The sequence below is a fragment of the Bradyrhizobium sp. CCBAU 11386 genome (assembly GCF_028128955.1).
Classification (GTDB): Bacteria; Pseudomonadota; Alphaproteobacteria; order Rhizobiales; family Xanthobacteraceae; genus Bradyrhizobium.
On record NZ_LBKA01000014.1, the window covers coordinates 40,170 to 59,819 of the forward strand.

Annotated in this window: 15 protein-coding genes and 3 pseudogenes; 5 read left to right on the top strand and 13 right to left on the bottom strand. The window is 58.1% G+C overall.

Annotated elements, in window-relative coordinates:
* The first annotated feature begins 18 nt into the window (after positions 1 to 18).
* The 4 genes and pseudogenes from XI09_RS45950 to XI09_RS03890 all read left to right on the top strand — a co-directional run.
* Entirely contained in the window at positions 19 to 360 is a 342-nt protein-coding gene (locus XI09_RS45950; RefSeq protein ID WP_442869524.1) for a helix-turn-helix domain-containing protein, read from the top strand.
* Positions 361 to 408: 48 nt separating this feature from the next.
* Positions 409 to 591 (top strand): hypothetical protein, encoded by a 183-nt coding sequence (locus XI09_RS45955; protein ID WP_442869521.1) that lies wholly within the window; start codon positions 409 to 411, stop codon positions 589 to 591.
* A 190-nt stretch (positions 592 to 781) separates the two neighbouring features.
* Positions 782 to 1,201, top strand: a complete 420-nt coding sequence (locus tag XI09_RS03885) for an SET domain-containing protein (RefSeq protein ID WP_271565728.1) — start codon at positions 782 to 784, stop codon at positions 1,199 to 1,201.
* Positions 1,202 to 1,693: 492 nt separating this feature from the next.
* A pseudogene (locus tag XI09_RS03890) lies at positions 1,694 to 2,108 on the top strand (transposase domain-containing protein); the annotation flags it as partial.
* Between the two features lie 183 nt (positions 2,109 to 2,291).
* On the opposite strand, the gene XI09_RS03895 reads toward XI09_RS03890, so the two are convergent.
* The 7 genes from XI09_RS03895 to XI09_RS03925 form a co-directional block, all read right to left on the bottom strand.
* Positions 2,292 to 5,174: a Ulp1 family isopeptidase gene (locus XI09_RS03895; RefSeq protein ID WP_271565729.1), complete on the bottom strand. Its 2,883-nt coding sequence runs from the start codon at positions 5,172 to 5,174 to the stop codon at positions 2,292 to 2,294.
* A 1,736-nt stretch (positions 5,175 to 6,910) separates the two neighbouring features.
* On the bottom strand, positions 6,911 to 8,044 hold the full coding sequence (locus tag XI09_RS03900) for an aminotransferase-like domain-containing protein (RefSeq protein ID WP_271565730.1): 1,134 nt from the start codon (positions 8,042 to 8,044) through the stop codon (positions 6,911 to 6,913).
* 19 nt (positions 8,045 to 8,063) lie between these two features.
* A complete protein-coding gene (locus XI09_RS03905) occupies positions 8,064 to 9,641 on the bottom strand; it encodes a class I tRNA ligase family protein (protein WP_097669488.1) in 1,578 nt (525 codons plus the stop codon).
* 1 nt (position 9,642) lies between these two features.
* Positions 9,643 to 9,972, bottom strand: a complete 330-nt coding sequence (locus tag XI09_RS03910) for a cupin domain-containing protein (RefSeq protein ID WP_097669493.1) — start codon at positions 9,970 to 9,972, stop codon at positions 9,643 to 9,645.
* 25 nt (positions 9,973 to 9,997) lie between these two features.
* Complete coding sequence (locus tag XI09_RS03915; RefSeq protein WP_271553616.1) at positions 9,998 to 10,777, bottom strand: phytanoyl-CoA dioxygenase family protein; 780 nt, start codon at positions 10,775 to 10,777, stop codon at positions 9,998 to 10,000.
* Positions 10,767 to 12,047, bottom strand: coding sequence for an MFS transporter (locus XI09_RS03920; protein WP_271565731.1), 1,281 nt, complete (start codon positions 12,045 to 12,047; stop codon positions 10,767 to 10,769). The genes XI09_RS03915 and XI09_RS03920 overlap by 11 nt, the downstream gene beginning before the upstream one ends.
* Positions 12,044 to 13,558: a lysine N(6)-hydroxylase/L-ornithine N(5)-oxygenase family protein gene (locus XI09_RS03925; protein ID WP_271565732.1), complete on the bottom strand. Its 1,515-nt coding sequence runs from the start codon at positions 13,556 to 13,558 to the stop codon at positions 12,044 to 12,046. The genes XI09_RS03920 and XI09_RS03925 overlap by 4 nt, the downstream gene beginning before the upstream one ends.
* A gap of 327 nt (positions 13,559 to 13,885) precedes the next feature.
* Here XI09_RS03925 and XI09_RS03930 point away from each other — a divergent pair.
* Positions 13,886 to 14,465 (top strand): annotated as a pseudogene (locus XI09_RS03930) (helix-turn-helix domain-containing protein); the annotation flags it as partial.
* On the opposite strand, the gene XI09_RS03935 reads toward XI09_RS03930, so the two are convergent.
* The 6 genes and pseudogenes from XI09_RS03935 to XI09_RS03965 form a co-directional block, all read right to left on the bottom strand.
* Entirely contained in the window at positions 14,443 to 15,030 is a 588-nt protein-coding gene (locus XI09_RS03935; protein WP_271565733.1) for a HipA domain-containing protein, read from the bottom strand. The pseudogene XI09_RS03930 and the gene XI09_RS03935 overlap by 23 nt on opposite strands.
* A gap of 188 nt (positions 15,031 to 15,218) precedes the next feature.
* Positions 15,219 to 15,356, bottom strand: a complete 138-nt coding sequence (locus XI09_RS45960) for a hypothetical protein (protein WP_271565734.1) — start codon at positions 15,354 to 15,356, stop codon at positions 15,219 to 15,221.
* Between the two features lie 82 nt (positions 15,357 to 15,438).
* A pseudogene (locus XI09_RS03945) lies at positions 15,439 to 15,890 on the bottom strand (HipA N-terminal domain-containing protein).
* A 696-nt stretch (positions 15,891 to 16,586) separates the two neighbouring features.
* Positions 16,587 to 16,817 (bottom strand): zincin-like metallopeptidase domain-containing protein, encoded by a 231-nt coding sequence (locus tag XI09_RS45965; protein WP_430649841.1) that lies wholly within the window; start codon positions 16,815 to 16,817, stop codon positions 16,587 to 16,589.
* A 1,025-nt stretch (positions 16,818 to 17,842) separates the two neighbouring features.
* Positions 17,843 to 18,151: a hypothetical protein gene (locus XI09_RS03960; RefSeq protein WP_246740496.1), complete on the bottom strand. Its 309-nt coding sequence runs from the start codon at positions 18,149 to 18,151 to the stop codon at positions 17,843 to 17,845.
* A gap of 838 nt (positions 18,152 to 18,989) precedes the next feature.
* Positions 18,990 to 19,577, bottom strand: a complete 588-nt coding sequence (locus XI09_RS03965; protein WP_097669482.1) for a hypothetical protein — start codon at positions 19,575 to 19,577, stop codon at positions 18,990 to 18,992.
* Between the last annotated feature and the right edge of the window lie 73 nt (positions 19,578 to 19,650).

Below are 19,650 nucleotides of genomic sequence, written 5' to 3' on the forward strand. Positions count from 1 at the left end.
CCGACGGAGAGGTTTGCGATGCGCCATGTGCGCGATGTGATCAGATTGAGATCGGCCGGAATGGCGACCCGCGAGATCGCGCGGCGGGTGGGGACAGCCCCGTCGACGGTGCGGTTGACGATCCGCCGGTTCGAGGCGACGGGGCTGAGCTGGCCGTTGCCCGATGACGTCACCGATGCTGTGCTGGAGGCCCGGCTGTTCGCCAGCGCCGGTGCCGGTCTTGTAGCGAGACCGAACTTTGGACCAGCCAGAACTAGAGTTTTGCGCCTCTCATCACGTTGGCGGGCTGGTGGCGCCGGCGTGATTGTGCGGCAAAATCAGGGTTCGACTGCCGACCGCCCACGCCGTGGCCCTCGCTAACGATGTGCCCATGTCTCTTCTGTCCTGGGCAATCCGGGACAGGAACCAGTGGCCATTGAGGCATTCGGCGCGAAAGCGGCTCTTGAAGGCCTCGATGAAGCCGCTCTCGGCGGCTTGCCGGACCGCCGAGAAAGTAAGCGTATCGCCACGCTGGTAGGCTTACAGGTCACGATCGCGCGACAGGAACTCGCCGCCTTGATCGACGCGGATCTTTGCTCGGAATCCCACTGACTTGCAGCCGCCTTCCAGCACCGACAAGTCGGCGGCCCCGTACAAGGCGATCCGCAGCAGCCGCTGCCGCAACAAATGCAAACAAATCCAAATCGGGACGGAGGCGCGATTAGACGACCCTACCGATTTGTGCAGGAGATTTCGCGGCTCAGGTCAGTTAGCTTGCTGAGTGTTAGGGGAGACTTCTTCAATGTTGATTGTCGAAACTGTTTTAAAGCCAGACCAGTTTGGCGGTATTGGACTTTTCTCCGCTACCCTTTTGCCCAAAGATTCGCTGATTTGGATTCACAACCCAATCGTTGACATCGCGGTGACGCCTGAGCAGTACGAAACTCTAGCTCCAACATTTCGAGCTCTACTTGATAAGCATGCCTATCCAAGAGACTACAAGGCTAATGATGGTATTATAGAGTACAATGCTGACAATGCCCGCTTCATGAACCACAGCAGTCAGCCAAACACATATCAAGACGATCATTGCCGAGTTCTAACGGCGCGTGACGTACAACCTGGTGAAGAACTGACTTGCAATTACTTGTTTTTCGATCCGACGTGTGAGTTATCGTGGAATGAAGAACCATCGGTGAATGTTGATGCCCCAACGGGCTAGGCGGCAGTGGATTGAATTCGCGGTCTGACGATTGATTCGTCGGCGAAATTTACGGGTAGAGTTTCGGAAACTAATTGTGGCCATCGACCGACCCAGCTTTTTGCGGCAGCCTCCTCGAGCTTGAAGATCATTGCGAGCGCAGCCTTGTTCGACATCACTGGCGCGCTAAGTGCGGTGGGCCACGTCCCGGAGCGTGTTTTCGATGACGTATAGCCGCGACGTGGAGTTCACAACATCTGTAGAGCCTACCCTAGGCAAGATCTCCGCAGATGCCCCTGATCTCGCACTTACTTCAGAATCTGACGACGCTCGATCAATTCCCAATCGCTGCTGAGATGGCGCAGGAACTGAGCCTCACAGTCTCTTAGCATGCGCTGAATGGGCTGCTTAACGTCTCAGAGTCGCAGATGTGCTGTTCACAAACGCACTTGATGAGATCGCTTGCGGCTCGATCTTTGCCCCTCGATTTACTTCCGCGCGCAGTGCGGAGGAAAGAACAAGCCGATTCTCGAGGACATGCACGCCTGGTTGTTGCGCGAGCGCGAAACCCTCTCGCGCTCCTCCGACGTCCTGAAGCCTATGAACTACATGCTCAGGCGCTGGGACGACTTCGCCCGCTTCCTCGACGATGGCAAGATCTGCTTCACCAATGCGCTGAGCGCGCATGGAGAGGCAGGGAAGGCGCAACTAGACCTTCGCTGGTAGCCAGCGCGGCGCCGACCGTGCCGCCATCATGCTGACGATGATCACGACCTGTCGCCTCAACGACGTTGATCCCAAGGCCTGGCTCGCCGAGGTCCTGGCGCGGATCGCCGATCTTTCCGGGTCGCGCCTGCACGAACTTCTGCCCTGGGAATGGAAGCTCCTTCGCCAGGCCGATAAGCCCGCCGGGTCAGCAGGCCACTGACCTTCACCCGACCGATCATAGAGCTCGCTGTGCCCACGCGCATGCGTCAATCAGGCGGTCTTCGTCGTCCTTCGTCGTATGCGTACTCAGCTCCTCACGTGAGACACTATGATGCTCTGCGAACACACCGATTGCGGATCTTCGATCGGCCAGAACAGCATTTCACTCGGTCGCGCGCCCCGTTCAGTTGAAGCCGATATCAGCGCCTAGTCGGTCCCGCAGTGCCTGCCGACTGATGACAAGATTGTTGAGGTTCAGGTCCGGCCGTCTTGCTGCCAATCGCCTAACCAGTTCCCGGGTGCCGTCCACGACAAAGACGCCGCAGTCATAACCGTTCTGCTGTTGTCTTATCGGGGCCTGTTGCAGGTTAGCGTCGAGCCGTCCTGCGAGTTCCGCTGCGGGCCTGTCATTGTATCCCTGGGTGGAGTCATAGTGATAGGCGACCGGCCGACCACGATCGCGGCGATCAACCAGCAGCAGCGACCAGTGACTGCCGCGCTGATGTCTATCCGTATCGCTGGCATCGCTTACCGGCAGGAACAGGAAGTCGGCTGTATAATGGCGAACCCACCCTAATGCTCGTTCGGCGACCTCCTTGGAGGGAGATCGCAACATTTGGGCTATCAGGGGATCCACGAACCGCGTCCGGGCGGCGAGATCCGGATTGTTCTGCTGCAACTCCTGCGCCAGGAGCTCATAGTCCCATTGGATATGCTCGTCACCCAGCCACTGCGTGGGCCCCAGCACGGGTCCGCTGCGGTGGCTGGAAGGGGCAACGGTAGCCGAGGGGCCGATCTGAGCACCCGGGACAGGGGACGGGCGAGGATGATGGATGAATTGCGGACCGCGGCGTCCTCGCGGCCCCAATGTGATCGAGCAGGTCTCACCGTTTACGGAGCCCTGGGTTGGGCCGCTGAACTGGGCCGGCAGGACCCCGATGTTATTCAGGACATCGAGTAAGAAATCCGACACCGGCTGGGGGCCATCCTGCCAATCCTCGTCGACTCGGTATCCGATGTCCTCAGGCTCCTGAAGTACGCCCGACCGCCCGACGAAGAACGCGGGTTTACCGGCAGGGCTGAGCACCGGCGCTGACTGAGCATCGTCTCGCATCTGCTGCGGTGTGTACGGCAGATCAGCGAAAGAGTCGAGACCTCGGTAGATGTCTGACGACCGAGCTGGCGCGTCTGATGGCTCCGTGAAGAGCGGCGGTCTGGCGGCAGCCCCACCCACCGGCGCCGACTGAGCATCGTCTCGCATCTGCTGCGGCGTGTACGGCAGATCAACGAAAGACTGAAGACCGCGGAAAATGTCTGGCGACTGAGCTGGAGCGTCCGATGGTCCGGTGAAGAGCGGCGGTCTGGCGGCAGCCCCACCCACCGGCGCTGACTGAGCATCGTCTCGCATCTGCTGCGGTGTGTACGGCAGATCAACGAAAGAGTTGAGACCGCGGTAGATGTCTGACGACTGAGCTGGCACGTCTGATGGTTCGGTGAAGACCGGCGGTCTGGCGGCAGCCCCACCCACCGCCGCTGACTGAGCATCGTCTCGCATCTGCTGCGGCGTGTACGGCAGATCAACGAAAGAGTTGAGACCGCGGTAGATGTCTGACGACTGAGCTGGCGCGTCCGACGGTCGGGTGAAGAGCGGCGGTTTGGCGGCAGCCCCACTCACCGGCGCCGACTGAGCATCGTCTCGCATCTGCTGCGGCGTGTACGGCAGATCAACGAAAGACTGAAGACCGCGGAAAATGTCTGGCGACTGAGCTGGAGCGTCCGATGGTCCGGTGAAGAGCGGCGGTCTGGCGGCAGCCCTACCCACCGGCGCTGATTGAGCATCGTCTCTCACTTCCTGCGAGGTGTACGGCAGATCAACGAAGGAGTCGAGACCTCGGTAGATCGCCGACGACCCATCTGGCACCGCTTCCGGCGGCGACCACGTTGAGTTCGACTCGCCACGCCGCGGCTCCCCACCCGCCTGTTCAGGGCAGACGCCCAGCGCAGCGTTCGCCTCGACGAGCCATAGGTAGTTCCGAAGCCGATCAAAGCCCATGTCCGCGTTTCGATTGGATTTTTTAAAGTCCTTGTAATCGTCGCTGAACGACTTTTGCTGCTCACTGGTGCCGGTGATTCGGCTCACTATGCTCCCGCGCCCCTCCCTTTGGAGCCAAGCGCCTAATCTTCGTTGGTTGCGGGCCAGATTTTGAACATCTTTCTTCCGGCTAGTCTCCTCGGGTTTGAGCATGCTCAGCTCTGCCTTTTCCAGGCCATCAATGATGCGGGCGTCATCGGGATAAAGATGCGATGTGGGCGACGGGACAGCGTAACCGCTGGGCTCCTGCGATGCACCCGCGCCGGAAACGTTCTCGGCATCGCGAACCTTGCTTAATGCGAACAATAAAAGTTCGTCGTTCGGGAACCACTTTTGAGCGAATTCGATGCGCGCAGCGTGGTCTAGCCCGGATATCGAGTAGCCCGCAAGATTAAGCGCGTTAGAAAATCTGCGAAGACTACGATCATGACGAGCAGCACTGCCCGACGTCATGCCACTGGCATTAAGCCGCTCTGAGAGGGGCGCGTCTTCCGCTGAAGGGATCGTGCGCGGCCGCCCGCCAGAAGCTACATAGCTCGGATCATGATACGCACGAAGGACACCCAACCCTTTCTTTATGTCTTCGTCGTTCGGGAAGTAAGTCTTGACGTGACGGACCAGGGACTGGTGGTCCCCAAGATCAATCGTTTTGCGATGAGCGCCAAGATCATTTCCAAGTCGGCGAAGCGCCTGCGTATAGCGCTTAACCGTCTTCAGTTGTGGGTTTTTCTGAGCCGCATATTGGGCAATCGCCTTGTCGATAATGTCCCGATGTTCTGCAGAGAGATGGGGATGGTAGTTGCGGCCGCTGCGGCCGCCACCGGAGACAGGACCCGGATCGGGCGGGTGCGCCTCGGCCAAGTGCTGCTCAAAGCCCTCTTGCCCGGCATGGCCCCCCTGGTCCTTTTCCAAGACGGCGTGCTGCACCTGGGACCAAGCTGTTGGATTGGATGGATCGGAATTGTACGGGTCCACGCTAGCCTCACGTCCAAGAAATCAATTGAGCTGATCCTATTATGGATAGGCTGTCCAGAAGCTGACGAGGCCGTCGCTCGTGAGGCAATGCATCGCGACATCTGCAGAACGAAACGGCCCCGCGGCTCTCGATCGTCGCGGAGCTTCATGGGGTGTCAGGACCCGCCTTCCTCCCGGCCGATGAAGTCTTGCGGCGGCATGGGAGCCGACGACTCGTCATTGCTCGGGTTGTTGGGACCCGCCTAGTCGTCGGGCGCGTCCCTAGCCGCAACGCACTGCGCGGTGCCCCAAACGATAGTCACACGCTATCGCCCCAGGGGGACGCTCCGCTCGATAGCGAGCAACTAGTGCAAAACGGCATACCGGCGGCGCCGCAGGTGCACGCACGGGTACCAAGCCACAGTTGATCCGGATCGTTCTCGCAAATCCACGACGAGCCTTCCGCGATTCGTTCCTCGTTCATTCGCTCTCTCATCGGCTATCCAAGGCGAGAGTAATCCTCGTGTCGCCGAGGGGCGCATTGCCTCACTAAAAATCTTACCGGACAACTTCCCAGTCGTGCCTGGGGCGGAGCTGCCGGATCAGTTCGGTGGCGGCTGCGGCGGGGACGATCAGCATGCGCGCAAAGCGCGAGATCACATCAGCCCTGGCCGAGCGTCACCGGGCGGGCGGGCGGCGTGAGAAGGGACGAATCCTGGACGAGCTTTGCACCGTCACGGGATGACATCGTAAGCACGCGATCCGACCACTGTCGGTGGACGGGGCATCGGGATCGGCCGTGCCGCGGCGTCCAAGCCGGACCTATGGGGCTTCCATTCGCGCTGCACTGATTGTGCTATGGGACGCCTCTGACCGGCTCTGCAGTAAGCGGCTCGTCGCGAGCCGTTCTCGCTCCCGGCACTTGAACGCACGGCAGATTGAAGCTTTCTGCCGATGAGCGGTGGGCCGGTTTTGAAGGTGAGCGCGGTGACGACCGATCGCCTGCTGAGCGACGTAAAAATCGCAGCAGCCGGAGGACGCCGAGGGCGGGATCAACAAATGATTCAGCGTAGATGTCTTAGCGACTCTGGCAGACTGCGCTGGCGCAACTCAGCATCGTCGCGCAACTCCGACGGCGTTAGCGCATTCAGGTCGACCAAAGACTAAAAGAGCAGCGTAGGTGTCTGAGCGAGCTCTGGCAGGATCCGCCGGCCAAAGTCAGCATCGTCGCGCAGTTCAGACGCGCGGGCGTATTCAGATCAACAAAAGGCTCAAGACCGCCGCAGGACCCGGCAGTCGATGGTGATGCTGGTTCTTGCATCTGCTGGCCAACGAGCCCAAGCTCCCGAGCTCAGGGTAGCCAGGCGTCGGGGGATGCTCCCGCGCCGAGCCGGACTGCCGAGCGGACTGCACGGCCGGCGAACCCGGCTGCTCACGAGCTTGCAGCTCAGCTCGCGGTTCGCGGCGATGAGCTTTAAGTAGCTTGCAAAGATGCGGCAAATCGGAACCGTATACTCTGCTCCAGTGCGTGGGAACGAAGCTCCCCTTATACAGCTCGAACATTTCTTCGAGCTTCGGACGAGTGATGGGCGGGTCGGTTGGAGCGCACCAAAGCGACCTTGCCGGCGGACAACAAAGCAGGACAGCGACTTCGTGTGTCCGCGTAAGCCCGCTCTCTTCAGAAGTGTCGGCGCTTGGAGCTGGACCTGCGACCCCGCGTCAGATGGGAAAACTCTGCTGAAACATACCACACGCGTCTAGAGTTTAGCATGCAAATTACCTAAGCGCTCCAGCCCCTGCTCAATGAGAGATATTGGAAGATAGCTGAAACACAGGCGCACGTGACGGCCACTTCGTGGGCCATAGTTCCGACCATTTATAAGGTGCACGTCGTGCTCGCGGCTTGCAGCTTCAATAAACCTCTCCGGATCCGTACCCGCGGCAAGCTGTACCCAGAACGAGAAGCCCCCGCTTGGTACACTATATTCCGGCTCGCAAATCCGGCTGCGCTGCAATAACCTATGTACGCCGTCTCGCTTCGCTCGGTAGTGCTCGCGCAAGCGTGTTATGTGCGAGTCAAGAGCGCTCGATTGCAATAATCCCAAAACGACATTGCTTAGAACCGGACTTACGCCGCCGTCGCGTTTGAGGTGCGCAAGCCTGTTGATAATGTCCGACTCCGCAAGCACCCAGCCTACCCGTAGTCCCGGTCCGGCAACTTTTGAGATGCTATGGACATTGATCACGTTGTCGCCCGGCGCCAACCAATGCACTGGACCGTTATAGGGCAACTCAGCATAGACAAGGTCCTGCACCAAGAGAGCGCCACTGCGGGCTAGCAGTGCCGCCAATTTGGCCACGTGGTCGCACGACATCTGGTGCCCGGTTGGATTATGAAATGCTGGCATCGTGTAGAAGAGCTTCACCCGGGCACTGGTCTGCAGCACTGCCTCCACTTCGTTCAGATCCACTCCCTCTGCAGCCAGACCTAGCTGGACCACGGTTGCACCCGCGATCGAAAACGTACGCAGTGCACCCAAGTAGGAGGGGTCCTCCGTCAGGACCACGTCACCGGGGTCAATCCAGCCATCGGCAAGCAACTGTAAGGCCTGTGAAGCTCCACTCGTAAGCATAATTTGGTCATGCCGCACACCGTACCTCAGTGCAAGCTTGGTACGAAGTTCGGGCAAACCCGCGGCATCCGTATACTGCGGCAGATCGGCGGGAGCCACACCTGTACGTCCGTCAAACGCGTCTGGCCACGGCAGTTCTGCAAACATCACCGGGTCGGCCAGCCCATAGCCGAAATTGATCCCATTCGTCGCACTTGAGGAGTTGAACGGCGCGAAACCCTGAGCGACAGCGCTGCGTTTTGAGATGCGCGTATTCATAGCTTCGTCATTCGGATCTTCATGATTGCCAAATCTGTTCTCTGCGAAAGCGCTTATTGTACTCCGAGGCAAAGCTTGCAGGTATTGGCGCGCTGAAACGGGGAAAGTCCAGTGACGCCTTTGGCTGGGCTGCTACGGCTGATGTCTCGAGGGACGGCCGCCACGCACCGCCAAAGTAGTGCTGGCCGTAGCCCATCGCTAGCTCAGGTACTACGGGATAGAGTAGGCTCAGGAACAGCGAGATCTGCGCAGCATTCCATGTCCAATCGTCTGCATGTGCAAAGCCAGCTAGCTCGAAGTACCTGTCGATGATATCAAGCGCATCCCAGAAACGCAGTGCGGTGACCGCATCGGCGTAATCTTCAGCGAAGCGGCGGAAATTCGGGGAGAGTTCGGTGCTCTCTACCGTGAGTGCGCTTTCTGCACACCGCCGTAACGCATCTTCCCAGACCCGAATGCGTGAGGCTGCCGAGATGAGCCCGTCGAGATCAAAATCGTTTGCGTCGGTTCCAAACGGCTTGGCCACTCGCGCCAGTGCATAACGGAGTACGTTTGGCCCCACCTCGCGCGCCACTTCATCAGCCCAAAGAGCATGATCACGACTGGTGGAAAACTTCTCGCCTTCCAGCTTGTAGAAATCCTGGACGGAGTGATTTTTTGGAATTGGGTAGCCGCGCGCGAGCAGAGCGCCGGCGACACCTAGCGTGTAGTAGAAGCGATTATCTTGCCCCATGAAGAAGAGAAGCTCGCTGTTCTGGTCGTGCAACGTCGTGTTTGCGTCCAGACCTAAGCGGGCGCATTGCTCGCGAATTCCGGTGTCGAAGCACCAGAGGCCCTCAAACCATGTAAGCAGCGTTTGGCCGATCAGAGAGTCAGGCTGTTGTACCTCAACTCCGTGCCTAAAATGGCGGGTCATCGGCAAGCCGCGCACCTCTCGGTGTAGCCAAGCGCGCGCCTTGGCGCGTATCGGCTCGGGCCACGCGCTTTCACCAATGGCTTCGTGCAGTTGGCGAGCGAGACGCGGCATGTCGAACACGGCCTGCTTGATGGCTCTTAGCACAAGATTGCGGCCGCAGGTGACGTGTCGTGCGTCACGGATTGTGTCGTGCTGAACAGCCAGCCCGCAGTTCTCACACAGATTGCTGTCGCAGGGCGATGAGCAGGCCGGGCAACGGCCAGTTGCGAGCGAGTCCGCAACGAGCTCATCGCAATGTTCGCAATACAGTTGCACGCCCTGCCTTACGTGGACGTAGCCGGCCACTTGCAGCTCGCGGAATATCGCTAGCGCATTTTCCTTGTGAATCTCGCTAGATGTGCGCACGAACACATCAGGCGTAATTTGCACGGCACGCAAACACTCTAAGATCTGGTGAACGTATTGTTCTGCGACCTCGCTAAAGGATCGGCCGAGCTTTCGTGCCGTTTCGAGCGTATGTGTGCCGTGCTCGTCTGAGCCGGTGATGTAGTAGGCCCGATGGCCGGTCATGCGCTGGAAGCGGACGAAGATATCAGCAAGTAAATACACGCCGCCGATGTGGCCCAGATGTAGTTTGCCGTTAGGGCAAGGCGGCGCAGGACAGACAAAATAAGTGCGCACGTCAATCCCACCAGATCGAGATAAACTTGAGAGTGCTGTCTTGGCTGATATTGCGGATAGTGTGCGTCTGATGTGGCGACATGTAACACAAGGTCGCTTCGCTAACATTACGGACCTGGCCGTCGACTTCGAACTCTCCGCGACCAGAGATCAGCAGCCACAGCTCGTGCTCCTGATGATCGTGCGGGTCGACCGCATCGCCTGGAGCGAGCTCCACGACTGAAGCGCCAAATGCTGGGCTGAGACCCTCCGGGAGATGCTCCAAAAGGCGCCAGACCAGAACTCCGTATTCGGATCTCATCAGAGAATGATCAAGCTGCGCCGTGTACACGATGGTCTTCCTCAGACGTTGGCTATCAGTCGCGATAGAATATGCCATTGGGAAGCTTTAGGTTTTCAAGATCGGCCACCGCTTCCTCTGGAGGGTTGTAGGCGCGCTTCATGCAGTTGTATTCGGTGCGTGTCGGACCCCCAGTGGATGCGCGCTGGAATACCAGGTGAATCGCACGACGCGACCGATCGCTCTTGTTTGGCAAGGAGTAATGGGGCGCATAATCGTCGAAAATGAAAACATCACCAGCTTTCAATTGCACCGGCTCCCATGTGAAGGTCTCGGCGATCTCCGGGTGAATCACGCCGCCGGCATCCATCGGAAACATTCCTTCCTTATGGCGAGCTGGCGTGAAGAAGAGCCCACCGTTACCCGGGTCGGAGTCGTCCACGGCGATGGATGCAATTGCGTGCACCATGCGGTCGGGTATCTTGTGCGGCACATGGTAGATGTCCTGATGAGGGCGGTATCCGCCGCTGTCCGGATACTTGAAGATCAGAAGTTCCTTCAACATCCGTGTCTTCTCATTCAAGAGTGTCTCGACCGCTATACGAATGCGGCCATCGGCCAGGAGCCCCTCCCGTAGAGGGGCATGGTAGTCTAGGAAGTTCTCGGCCTTCGAGATAATCTTCCGGCTGTCACTCGTCTTCTCGAACCACAACATCCACTTATCGGAGCTTACATCCCAACGTGCAACTTCCTCAACGTAACGAGAAATCTTGTCGCGCGTGGCTGGATCGAAGAACCTTTCCAATCGAAGGTATCCATCCTTATGCCATTTCGATTGTTGTGCCTCAGTCAGCATGTGTGAGCTCCTTCCTAAGATGAGGCGGATCAGTTGTGCTTTGCCCGAGGCGGGTTGCTAGCACCGCATTCAGAGCGGTCGCGCTCAATAGGCTCAGCAACATCACGTCAAGGCCGAATCCACGGACCAACTGCCCTCCGACCATGGGAAAGCCGAAGATCCCGAAGAAGTATGCGAGGGTAAAGATCTGCGAGGTAGTGGGCACGGAGACGCCGTGCTCGCCGGCGAGATTGACGGCTATCGTGTTTAAGGTTGAATAATTTAACCCATAGCCGGCGGCAAAGAGCACTGTGGCCGCAATATAGAGTGAGGTGCTGCCACCGTTGAGAAGGAACAGCACCAGAGACGCAGCGATCAGTAGGATGAGCGTGAGCGCCAGTCGGCGTAACGGCAGGCTGCCCATGAAGTGAGCGACTGAGAAGCGTAGTGCCACGCTCGTAGCAGTAAAAACGAGAAAGAACAGATCGGAATTCAAGTGACGTGATGCGGAATACGCGCTCTGATATGTGGACAGCCCCGCGAACGTGCAGCCTGAAATCGCAATCATGGCGATCGGGAGCGCTGTGCACTTCTGAAGCAGTGTCATAGTCGCGGCAAGTGTAATCGCGATATCCGGCATAGCCAGTGCCGATAGCCTCGACATCGCGCGTCTTGTAAGGTCCACGCAGGCGGCGGCGGTCACGCACGCAATCGCAAGCACCGCATAAATCGTGGCCAGCGAACCAGTGTATTTTGCGAGCAAGTGACCAAGTGGAGCCGCTAGGCCGAGCCCAGCCATTTGTGATCCGGATAAGACCGTCAAATACTGAATACGTGCTGAGGGCCGTAGATGTCGAATGATCTGCAGCGGTGCCAGAATGTAGAACACTGACCAAGCAGCGCCCACCATTAGTCCTCCAACGTACGCCGCTCGCGTATCGAGGGCAGCGCCGGCAAAGGTCAGCATGGCTACCGCCATAAACAGCGATGCGGCAGTCAACGTGGGTAATAGGCCTATCCGCTTTGCCAGCCACCCAGCCAAGCAACAGGAAACGAGAGTAGTAGCCATGCCGCTGGAAATAATAAGACCCGCGGCTCGACTATCCGTTTCGAGCGCATGCATGTAGTCCGGCAATAGAAAGCTAGTGCCGTAAGCTGCGGCAATGACGATGGAGGCAATCAAAAATGGTACAAAGGCGCGGTAGTCGAGCGTGCCTGAAAGCTGGTCGGCAGCGTTGGCCGTTCCATGCGCAATCCGGCCCCGCAGCGGTGAGGTCGAGCCGCCGTTCATGTGCTACCCAATACCTGTCGGGTCGATCGCATCGCAACCACACCGTCGTCTCGTTCAGACGTGTCTGAACAAACCTCAATCATCTGCCTGTCGGATGTATTCAAATAGAACGGTCGGCCGAGAAGGCTGTTAATAATTTGGCTGTTGCGGTACGCCACCAAAGATAGATTGGCACTCTGCAATCCGTGCTGCACGCGGCTTTGATTTTGTAGATAAATTGGTCCTGGCATGTGCCGACCGAAGCGGACTGCGTAGTCCGGGCCGAGTACGGGCAGGCCATCTTCCATACACGCACCCTCGAGGAGGGCCTCCAAGAAGGGCGGCGTACGTGGCTGGAAACCTGTAGCAAGCACTATACGATCGACGAGGATGCAGCTATTTCGCTGCGTTGCGATCTCATCTAGATCGACTCGCCAGCGCTTTTTGTGGGACGCGATGTCTTTCACGACTACGCTGGACAACACACGAAAACGGTCGGCCAGCGTGCCATCCACGCTGCGTTCGTACAGCATTTCATATAGGCGATTGCACAAATCGACAGAAATACCATCGCTCGTAAGCACCTCACCCTCGACTATGTCCCGGCGCTGCTGAAGCGGTAGAGCGTGAAAGCGACGGCTATAGGAGGGTGTGTAAGCCTCATTCACAAAGCTGTTGTCGTCGATGGAAAACAAGTTTGAACGCGACGTTGCCCACGTGATTTGGGTGGGCACAGAACGAGTAAGCATGTCCTCAATAATCTCAGCCCCGCTCTGACCACCTCCCACAACGAGCACATGCTCGGCTGCATGCGGAAGCTGCCGCTCGAGATAGTCGGCTGCATGGTAGACAGTGTCACATAGCAAAGATCTGGCGCAGGGAGGAATCTTGGGCTCTACGCCAACGCCCACAACAACAGCGCGCGCCAAGTATGTGGTTGTATTCGTGCTGATGCGGTAGCCGTCCCTAAACGGAACAACATCCGTGACGTCCTCCGAGAAGCGGAGCGTATTGAGTCGCCCTGCGACCCACCGGTAATACTCAATGAACTCCTGCCGGGACGTTGAAGCATTTCGCTTGTTGACAAAGCTGTAGAGCCGACCATGCAGTGCCAAATAGTTGAGGAATGAGTATGGGCTAGTAGGATCGACTAGGGTCACGCAATCCTTGAGCGGCGACACCTGAAGGCGACTGTTCGGCAGTGCAAGGCCTGGATGCCAGAAAAGTGCGTCTCGCTTCTCCAGGAAAAGTGCGCGGAGCGGAGTAGGTTCAATAAGCGCTGCAAGACTGAGGTTAAATGGGCCGATCCCAATTCCGATGACATCCAGCATTTCCACAGAAGTCTCTTTGAGCTCGTGTAAGTTCTTGTCCTTGGCGCTCGTGTAAATTCTGTCCGGGTCCTTCGCTTCATTACCGAAGCACGTTTGTGTGACTTGGGATGGGGCAGCGGCTTGGCCTGTAGCCGCGGGAGGCGTGGTGAATGACGCATCCGCAATAGCCGCGTCTTGCAAGACGTCTGTTGAAACCGGCAACAGTCTCATCCGTGTGAACCCTAAAATCCGCCTGCGACCATCTTCACCCACCTCATCCGGTGATCTCTCTGCTCATTAGCAACCGCCGTGCCACCCACAAAATCTCGACCGCGCCTTGTTGGACGAGAAGAACATGCCCACGTACAGCGTTTCGTGCGGAGTTGCTCCGGCAGCCCCTGTCGGATTTACGACATTAAGGCGGCAATCTGACATACCCATATGGAATATGAAGCGTGCGGATCCATGGCTGAGAAACCAACACACCGTGAATGCTCATCTATGCCGACAATGCTCAAATCACCACGATCTTCCTCACATCGTCAGCGTTACAAGAAGGGTCGGACGATCTACATCGAGAGTGAACCCGCGGAATGCGTCTATCATGTCATGAAAGGAGCGGTACCGGCCTACAAACTGCTGTCCGATGGGCGACGCCAGATTGGCGCGTTTCATTTACCAGGTGACATTTTCGGATTCGAGAACAGTGGGGCACACCGATTTTGCTACGGAAGCCGTTACGCAGAGCACTGTTCGGCTGATCAAGAGGCACACTCTTGATGCAATCGCCCACACTGACGCAGTTGTCTGACGCACCTTGCTCAGCATGACCATGGCTAAATTGCAGCACGCGGAAAACCAAATGCTGCTGCTTGGACGCAATACTGCTCTGGAGCGCGTTGCCGCTTCCTTGCATGAGATGGATGCGCGGCTCACGACTGCTGATGTTATGTCACTGCCAATGTCTCGCCGAGACATCGCGGATCACCTAGGCTTGACCATCGAGACCGTCTCACGCGCAGTGTCGCAATTACATAATGATGGCGTTTTTGCTTTCGTCGGCAATACTCAACGCGAGCTCATGATTCTAGACCGGCAGCGGCTCGCTAGTTTCGACCTGCAAAGTTGAGCGCCGGCCGAGCGCTTGCAATCCGTAACTCGGGACGAGCATAAGGGGACGCGGCAACGGGCTTGTCAGGCAGCCGTTCGGCGAGCGCGCCGATATCAGAATGAACGAGCTCGTGGTTGCGTTCGACTCCCTTCAATTGATGGATGATCCGTATCCTAGGCCCCTTCAGAACGTGTTCGCAATCCTTGGCTCCCACACCCAAAGCCGTTGCCAATCGCTCGATGACAGCGTTCTCCAATCCCTCCTTTTGCGCTCGCGTGCGAATGTCCGCCACCAGGTCATGGATCTGCCCGGCCATGGAGATCAGCGTAGCGATGAGCACGTCAGCATCAACACGCAGCTCGCGTGAAAATTTTTGCCACTGACGCAAGCCAATTTGGTCGAGCTTGTATTCACCCCCGACTTTCATGGCGAGTTTGATCTTGCGCTGATCGACGTTGTCGTAAGGAAGAATGCTGGCGATGTCGTAAAGGGGGGCGAGACGCACGAGAGGACCGCTGGCCAGAAGCAATGAATAGTTCTTGGCGTGAGCATCAGAGCCTCCAATGAGCCAGTTGAAGACCAAAGCGCTGACGAACGTCTCAGGTCAGCCTCGCGGTCTGTCGAGTAGGTACGCAAGAGCTCGACCACATCGGCAGGCGTTGGTCCGCCCTCGTTCTGGTATTTCTTGGTCGGCGGGATGCCCATGGCCTGACAGATATCTTCCTGATGAACGCGGATAATGTCGTTCCCGCTGACCTGCCGATCTAGCGTTCAAACCACGATCGCTATTTCCTGTTCGAAGCGCATCACCTTGGTTTCAGCGGGTGGCAGCCCGAGTTCGCGTGCGAGCTGCAGGCAGATATGCTCATTCTCGGCGTGACCATCGAAATGGCCCGTCGGTGGTTTCAAAATGTAGGTGGTTGGTATGCGCCCGGATGGAATGCCCCATTTGTTGTCTTTGAGGAGACAAGCGCGGTTTTCGGCTGGGCGCCTAAAGACTGAATTGACCCGTGTCGCGGGGCAGACGCCAGGCAGCGTGATCCTCGCGCAAGACTCGAGGCCGATTTGCTATTTCCGGCTTATCCAGCCATTCGATCTCGTCATCTTTGCCTGTTTTCAGAGCCTCCAATCGATCAGGCGTGACGAACTGGATGACCCCGGCGCAATCCTCACCGATGTTAGAGATGAGGGCAAACACGTTGCGCGCCGATACCTGAAATTTCTTGGCCCAGCGCTCGAGCACCTGCTCGTTGTCAGGAAGCAGCCCCCACAAGAAGGACTGAACAGTGGCTGGACCGTGCTCCTCGGCGGCGAAAGCGACAGGGGATAGGCCCCTTCCGCGTTGCGCCATGCATTGTCATAAACGAAGGTCAGCCGGCCGCGCGAGTCGCTGCGGACGCGACCGACTTCGGTGCCACCCAAGAGTGCAATGAGCTCGGCCATTATGTCTTGCCTTTCTTGGCTTTGTTGACGATGGCGTTGATATCAACTGCGGAGGTAGACCCGCGGCTGGTCGGCCCTCCACTGTTGGCGTCCACCGGGATGCCGAGAACGTCGAGAGCACGGAGTACAAGAGCCAGCTCTGCGCGGGGATGACCATGCTCGACGTTAATCACCCATTGACGGCTGACGCCGACCGGTTGCGGTCTACGTCGGTTGGAAAGGACTTGAAGTCATCGGGCTCGGCCTCGAGCCATTCGCACACAAGCCGGACTCGCAACCCATGGTGGGGGGTACGAGCGTCGCGCAGCATCTACGGACTTCGTGGTATGCAAGGCGTGAGCAGGGTCGTTGAGCTCGCACGGTCGGTACGGTCGCCGCGATTGAGACCGGACCTCGCGCTTCAAACCCATGCATCCTCAATCAAAATGCTTGCAGCCGCAGCGAATTATCTATCTGAACCCGTGCGAAAAATCCGCTCCGCTGTAAGTAGGATGACGCCCAGTCAACAACTTCGTCCAGAGTCCGTTGGAGACCCAAGCTATTTGGAGCAAAAATGACGAGGTCCAGATTGATGATTGCCGCCGCGGCTCAGGCCGCGGCGGAATTTTTGGCCTGAAACCCATGTAGGAAGTCCGCCGTCCGTTGGGCATTGGACGAGGTCGAGAAGATCGCGCGTCCGTTCTTCAGCACCTTTATTCAAGAGGCGATATAGGAGGCGTGATCCTCCCTCACCTCCGGTGTTAGGCCGAGATCGGCGGACAGGAAGGCCGCGCCAAGCTCCGCGACCAACTCTTCCATGGCATAGCCTTCAACGCCGAAGCGCCAGCGGCCGAACTCGCGGTTCCAGGCGGCTCTCGTGGCGGCATGTAGTGTCCAACGCCACTCATTGCGCGGGCTGCGGCAGAAATGGAAGTACGTGGCCCTCACCTTTTCAGGTGGTGTACCGACCTTCGCCAGAGTACCTGCGAAGCTTGTCGAGATAGCTAGCGGGATTGGTCGGGGCAAGATGTAAAACAGTGCGGGCGCGGCTCGGTGCTAACCGACCCGGGGGCTGAAACCAGGCCAACTAGTCCCTACCACATCCGCACTGCCGTTGAGACTAGCGGAAGAGTGACTCGGCGCTGATCGGTCTGGAGCGATAACGCTGTCCCTGTCACATCCCGTTAATCCCAAGGGCTCTGTATCTGTGATAGCTTACCGCAAGCTGACAGGCCTTTGCGCAGTCGGTCAATAATGTGTGGGCTATCAACACTCGCTTAATCCGCCACGAAAACTCCTGCAACCACTCAGACATGCTCTCTGTGCTGTCAGTCGTCACGACTTCAGGATCACCCGGACGGCTCAGGCGCTGATCAGTGAGACATTGTCGGTTGCGGACCATACCATCGTAGATACTTCGCCCCGCTAGAGGGCAGGTCTCCTGTGGCGTCAAATTGCGAATTCGGTGCTGTGCGCCCCGCCCATCCCTCTGCCGTGCATATTGTACTGCCATGTTCGTCGCACTGCGCGTATCGGTCGATTGTCGGGGTGCATTTGTGGCATTCCAGTAAGCCTTCAACCGGGGAATCCTGCGGATTATAGCGCGACAATCTGGCTGGGAAGCGCATTTCCTCGCCCTAATTGTTACCGGATGCTGAGCCGTTGCCTCACGTAAATTGCTCCCTTGGATCGGGAACGAGCGGGGGCGAAGATGGGGTGGGGAACATCATCCGCCGATCAATTTCAGCTTGTGATGTTAAGCGCGAGCGCAAGTTCGCTCTTCGCGGCCTGCTGGTCGCGTTTGCGGGCACCTTAGTACCGCCCCCCGCTCAGGTCGCCGGGACTCGATGTGATTGCGGCGTTGTTGGCTGGGGCAGACTTGAGGCGATTGGCGTTGGGCCACGCTTTTGTGCAAACGAGTAACCTGCGGCAGATTGCTGGCCGAGCCCGGTATGCGCTCGACGCCACGATTCCTAAATTCCGCAGCGGGATCTCTCCTGGGCAACCGTGACCGCGGCGAGCCCCAACATCACGTCGCCGGTGAATCCGAAATGGAGACGATAGAGCCACCAGATTGCGCAGCACCGGTCGAGATCGTACATGGCGAGCGCGCGCCTTGTTGCTGCGACCATCCGCGACATCGGCTTCATTCCGCGTGTCATCTGGAAACCTCGACGTCTCGGGGCCAGCGCCCTCCATTTGATGACTTTTAGGGCGATGATGGCTCGCTGTCCGGCACGTGCACCTGCAATGGATCGGGAGCTGAGATTGATGTTCGACATGCCGTTCTTTTCCGCGTTTCGAAGCTGTTTGCGCACACCTATATGCATGCGGTCTTTGCCGTAATCCTACGGCGAAGGTACTGCTTGCAAAACGCCCAGATCTGGTAGTGCCAATTGATAGGATTCCCATCCGATCAATACGCTCACGCGATCGCACTGCTATGCAAAGCCATTTGCGACCCTCGTGGCGGCTACGCGACCTTTGCTGCCAGCTCCTTGAGAATACCTCGTGCGTCCGCCAAGACTATCTAGGCTCGCATCGGCAGGTCCTACGCCGTTTCCGAGTAACCCCTCCAGGTCACCGGTTTCGCTACCCAAATTTGCGCGGACCCAGCCGACATCGAGCGCTGGCCTGCGGCCGAGCCCCGTCTGACCGCGCATGCAATTCTCGGTCGCCTCGCTAGGCAACGCCCCGAACAGTTCGGCCCGCACCACACCATCGTGCAGAGCTACTCAGAGGCAAAGCAGCCGAGACGATCATCCCACACGGCTAAAGCTGCGGCGCTGGCCGCGTGTCATGGGCATTCCGCGACGTCTCCAGTTCCTTCCGATCCTGCGCGCTATGGTGCAATCTCGGACTGGCCGATCGCCGGAGCTACATCGATCAAGCGAAAGTAACATCCTCAGATGAGGCAATACGGGGGCAATATGGCATGCCGGATGACAGGCCGGCGCCACGCAGACGAAATGGCCAGGATGATCGTGCTTCTCGTGGGCTGCCAGTGGGTCCGAGGATGCGTACCCACTGCGGCGCGAACAATCCACTGTTAGGTGGCGAATGTCTCTCCAGGTAAGGCCACCCGAAGTGATCGCAGGCCTCCAGCCCGGCGCGATCGGTTCACAGCCGGGTTGGCTCCCGTGTAAGCCTAACGAACCCTCCTTCGGCTAATTCGGCTTTGTAGGCCCGTCCGTTAAGTAGGATTGTGGTGGAGTTATCTGCGGTCGGCATGAAACCTTCTTCGCGCAGCTTGTCCATTAGGGCAAATGTAGCCCATTGCTGTGCTAGCGGCGTTCCGAAGCGCCGGTTCTCCGAGAAGAACGCTCCGAAGTCCGGTACCCCCGCCCGGCCGGCCCCAACCACTTGGTCCTCCGCAGGGTTATGAACAAGACGAACGCGATTGAACGGATCCAAACCGGCCGTGTAGCGGTGACCTAGGATTTCATAAGTCATCGTCGGCTGGTCCGAGTCCGGCAAGAGACCGCGGTGGAACAGCCTCTCAACCATCTCGTCAGGGGCGCTTTGCGAACCGTGGGAAAATCTTTGGGGAACGGCAAATGAGACATCTATCGCTTCCTCAGGTGCGGCAGGTGATGATGGTCCAGCTTCATTCATGATCTGACTGAACAAATCATGATCTTCCTGTGTCCAGACGTGCGCCGTTGGCGATTCTGGTGAACGCGCATTGTCAATCGGGTTCGGATCCATAAAGCTCTCCTTTGTGTTATGAGAACAAAGGCCTCTTGAAGATCTCCCGCAGGGAATGAGCTGAAGTTCGTCA

Bases quoted from the DNA above. Each gene is read 5' to 3' on its own strand.
- XI09_RS03885 (WP_271565728.1), top strand. From the start codon at position 782: ATGTTGATTGTCGAAACTGTTTTAAAGCCAGACCAGTTTGGCGGTATT.
- XI09_RS03960 (WP_246740496.1), bottom strand. From the start codon at position 18,151: ATGTCGAACATCAATCTCAGCTCCCGATCCATTGCAGGTGCACGTGCC.
- XI09_RS03920 (WP_271565731.1), bottom strand. From the start codon at position 12,047: ATGAACGGCGGCTCGACCTCACCGCTGCGGGGCCGGATTGCGCATGGA.
- XI09_RS45950 (WP_442869524.1), top strand. From the start codon at position 19: ATGCGCCATGTGCGCGATGTGATCAGATTGAGATCGGCCGGAATGGCG.
- XI09_RS03965 (WP_097669482.1), bottom strand. From the start codon at position 19,577: ATGGATCCGAACCCGATTGACAATGCGCGTTCACCAGAATCGCCAACG.
- XI09_RS03915 (WP_271553616.1), bottom strand. From the start codon at position 10,777: ATGCTGACTGAGGCACAACAATCGAAATGGCATAAGGATGGATACCTT.
- XI09_RS03900 (WP_271565730.1), bottom strand. From the start codon at position 8,044: ATGAATACGCGCATCTCAAAACGCAGCGCTGTCGCTCAGGGTTTCGCG.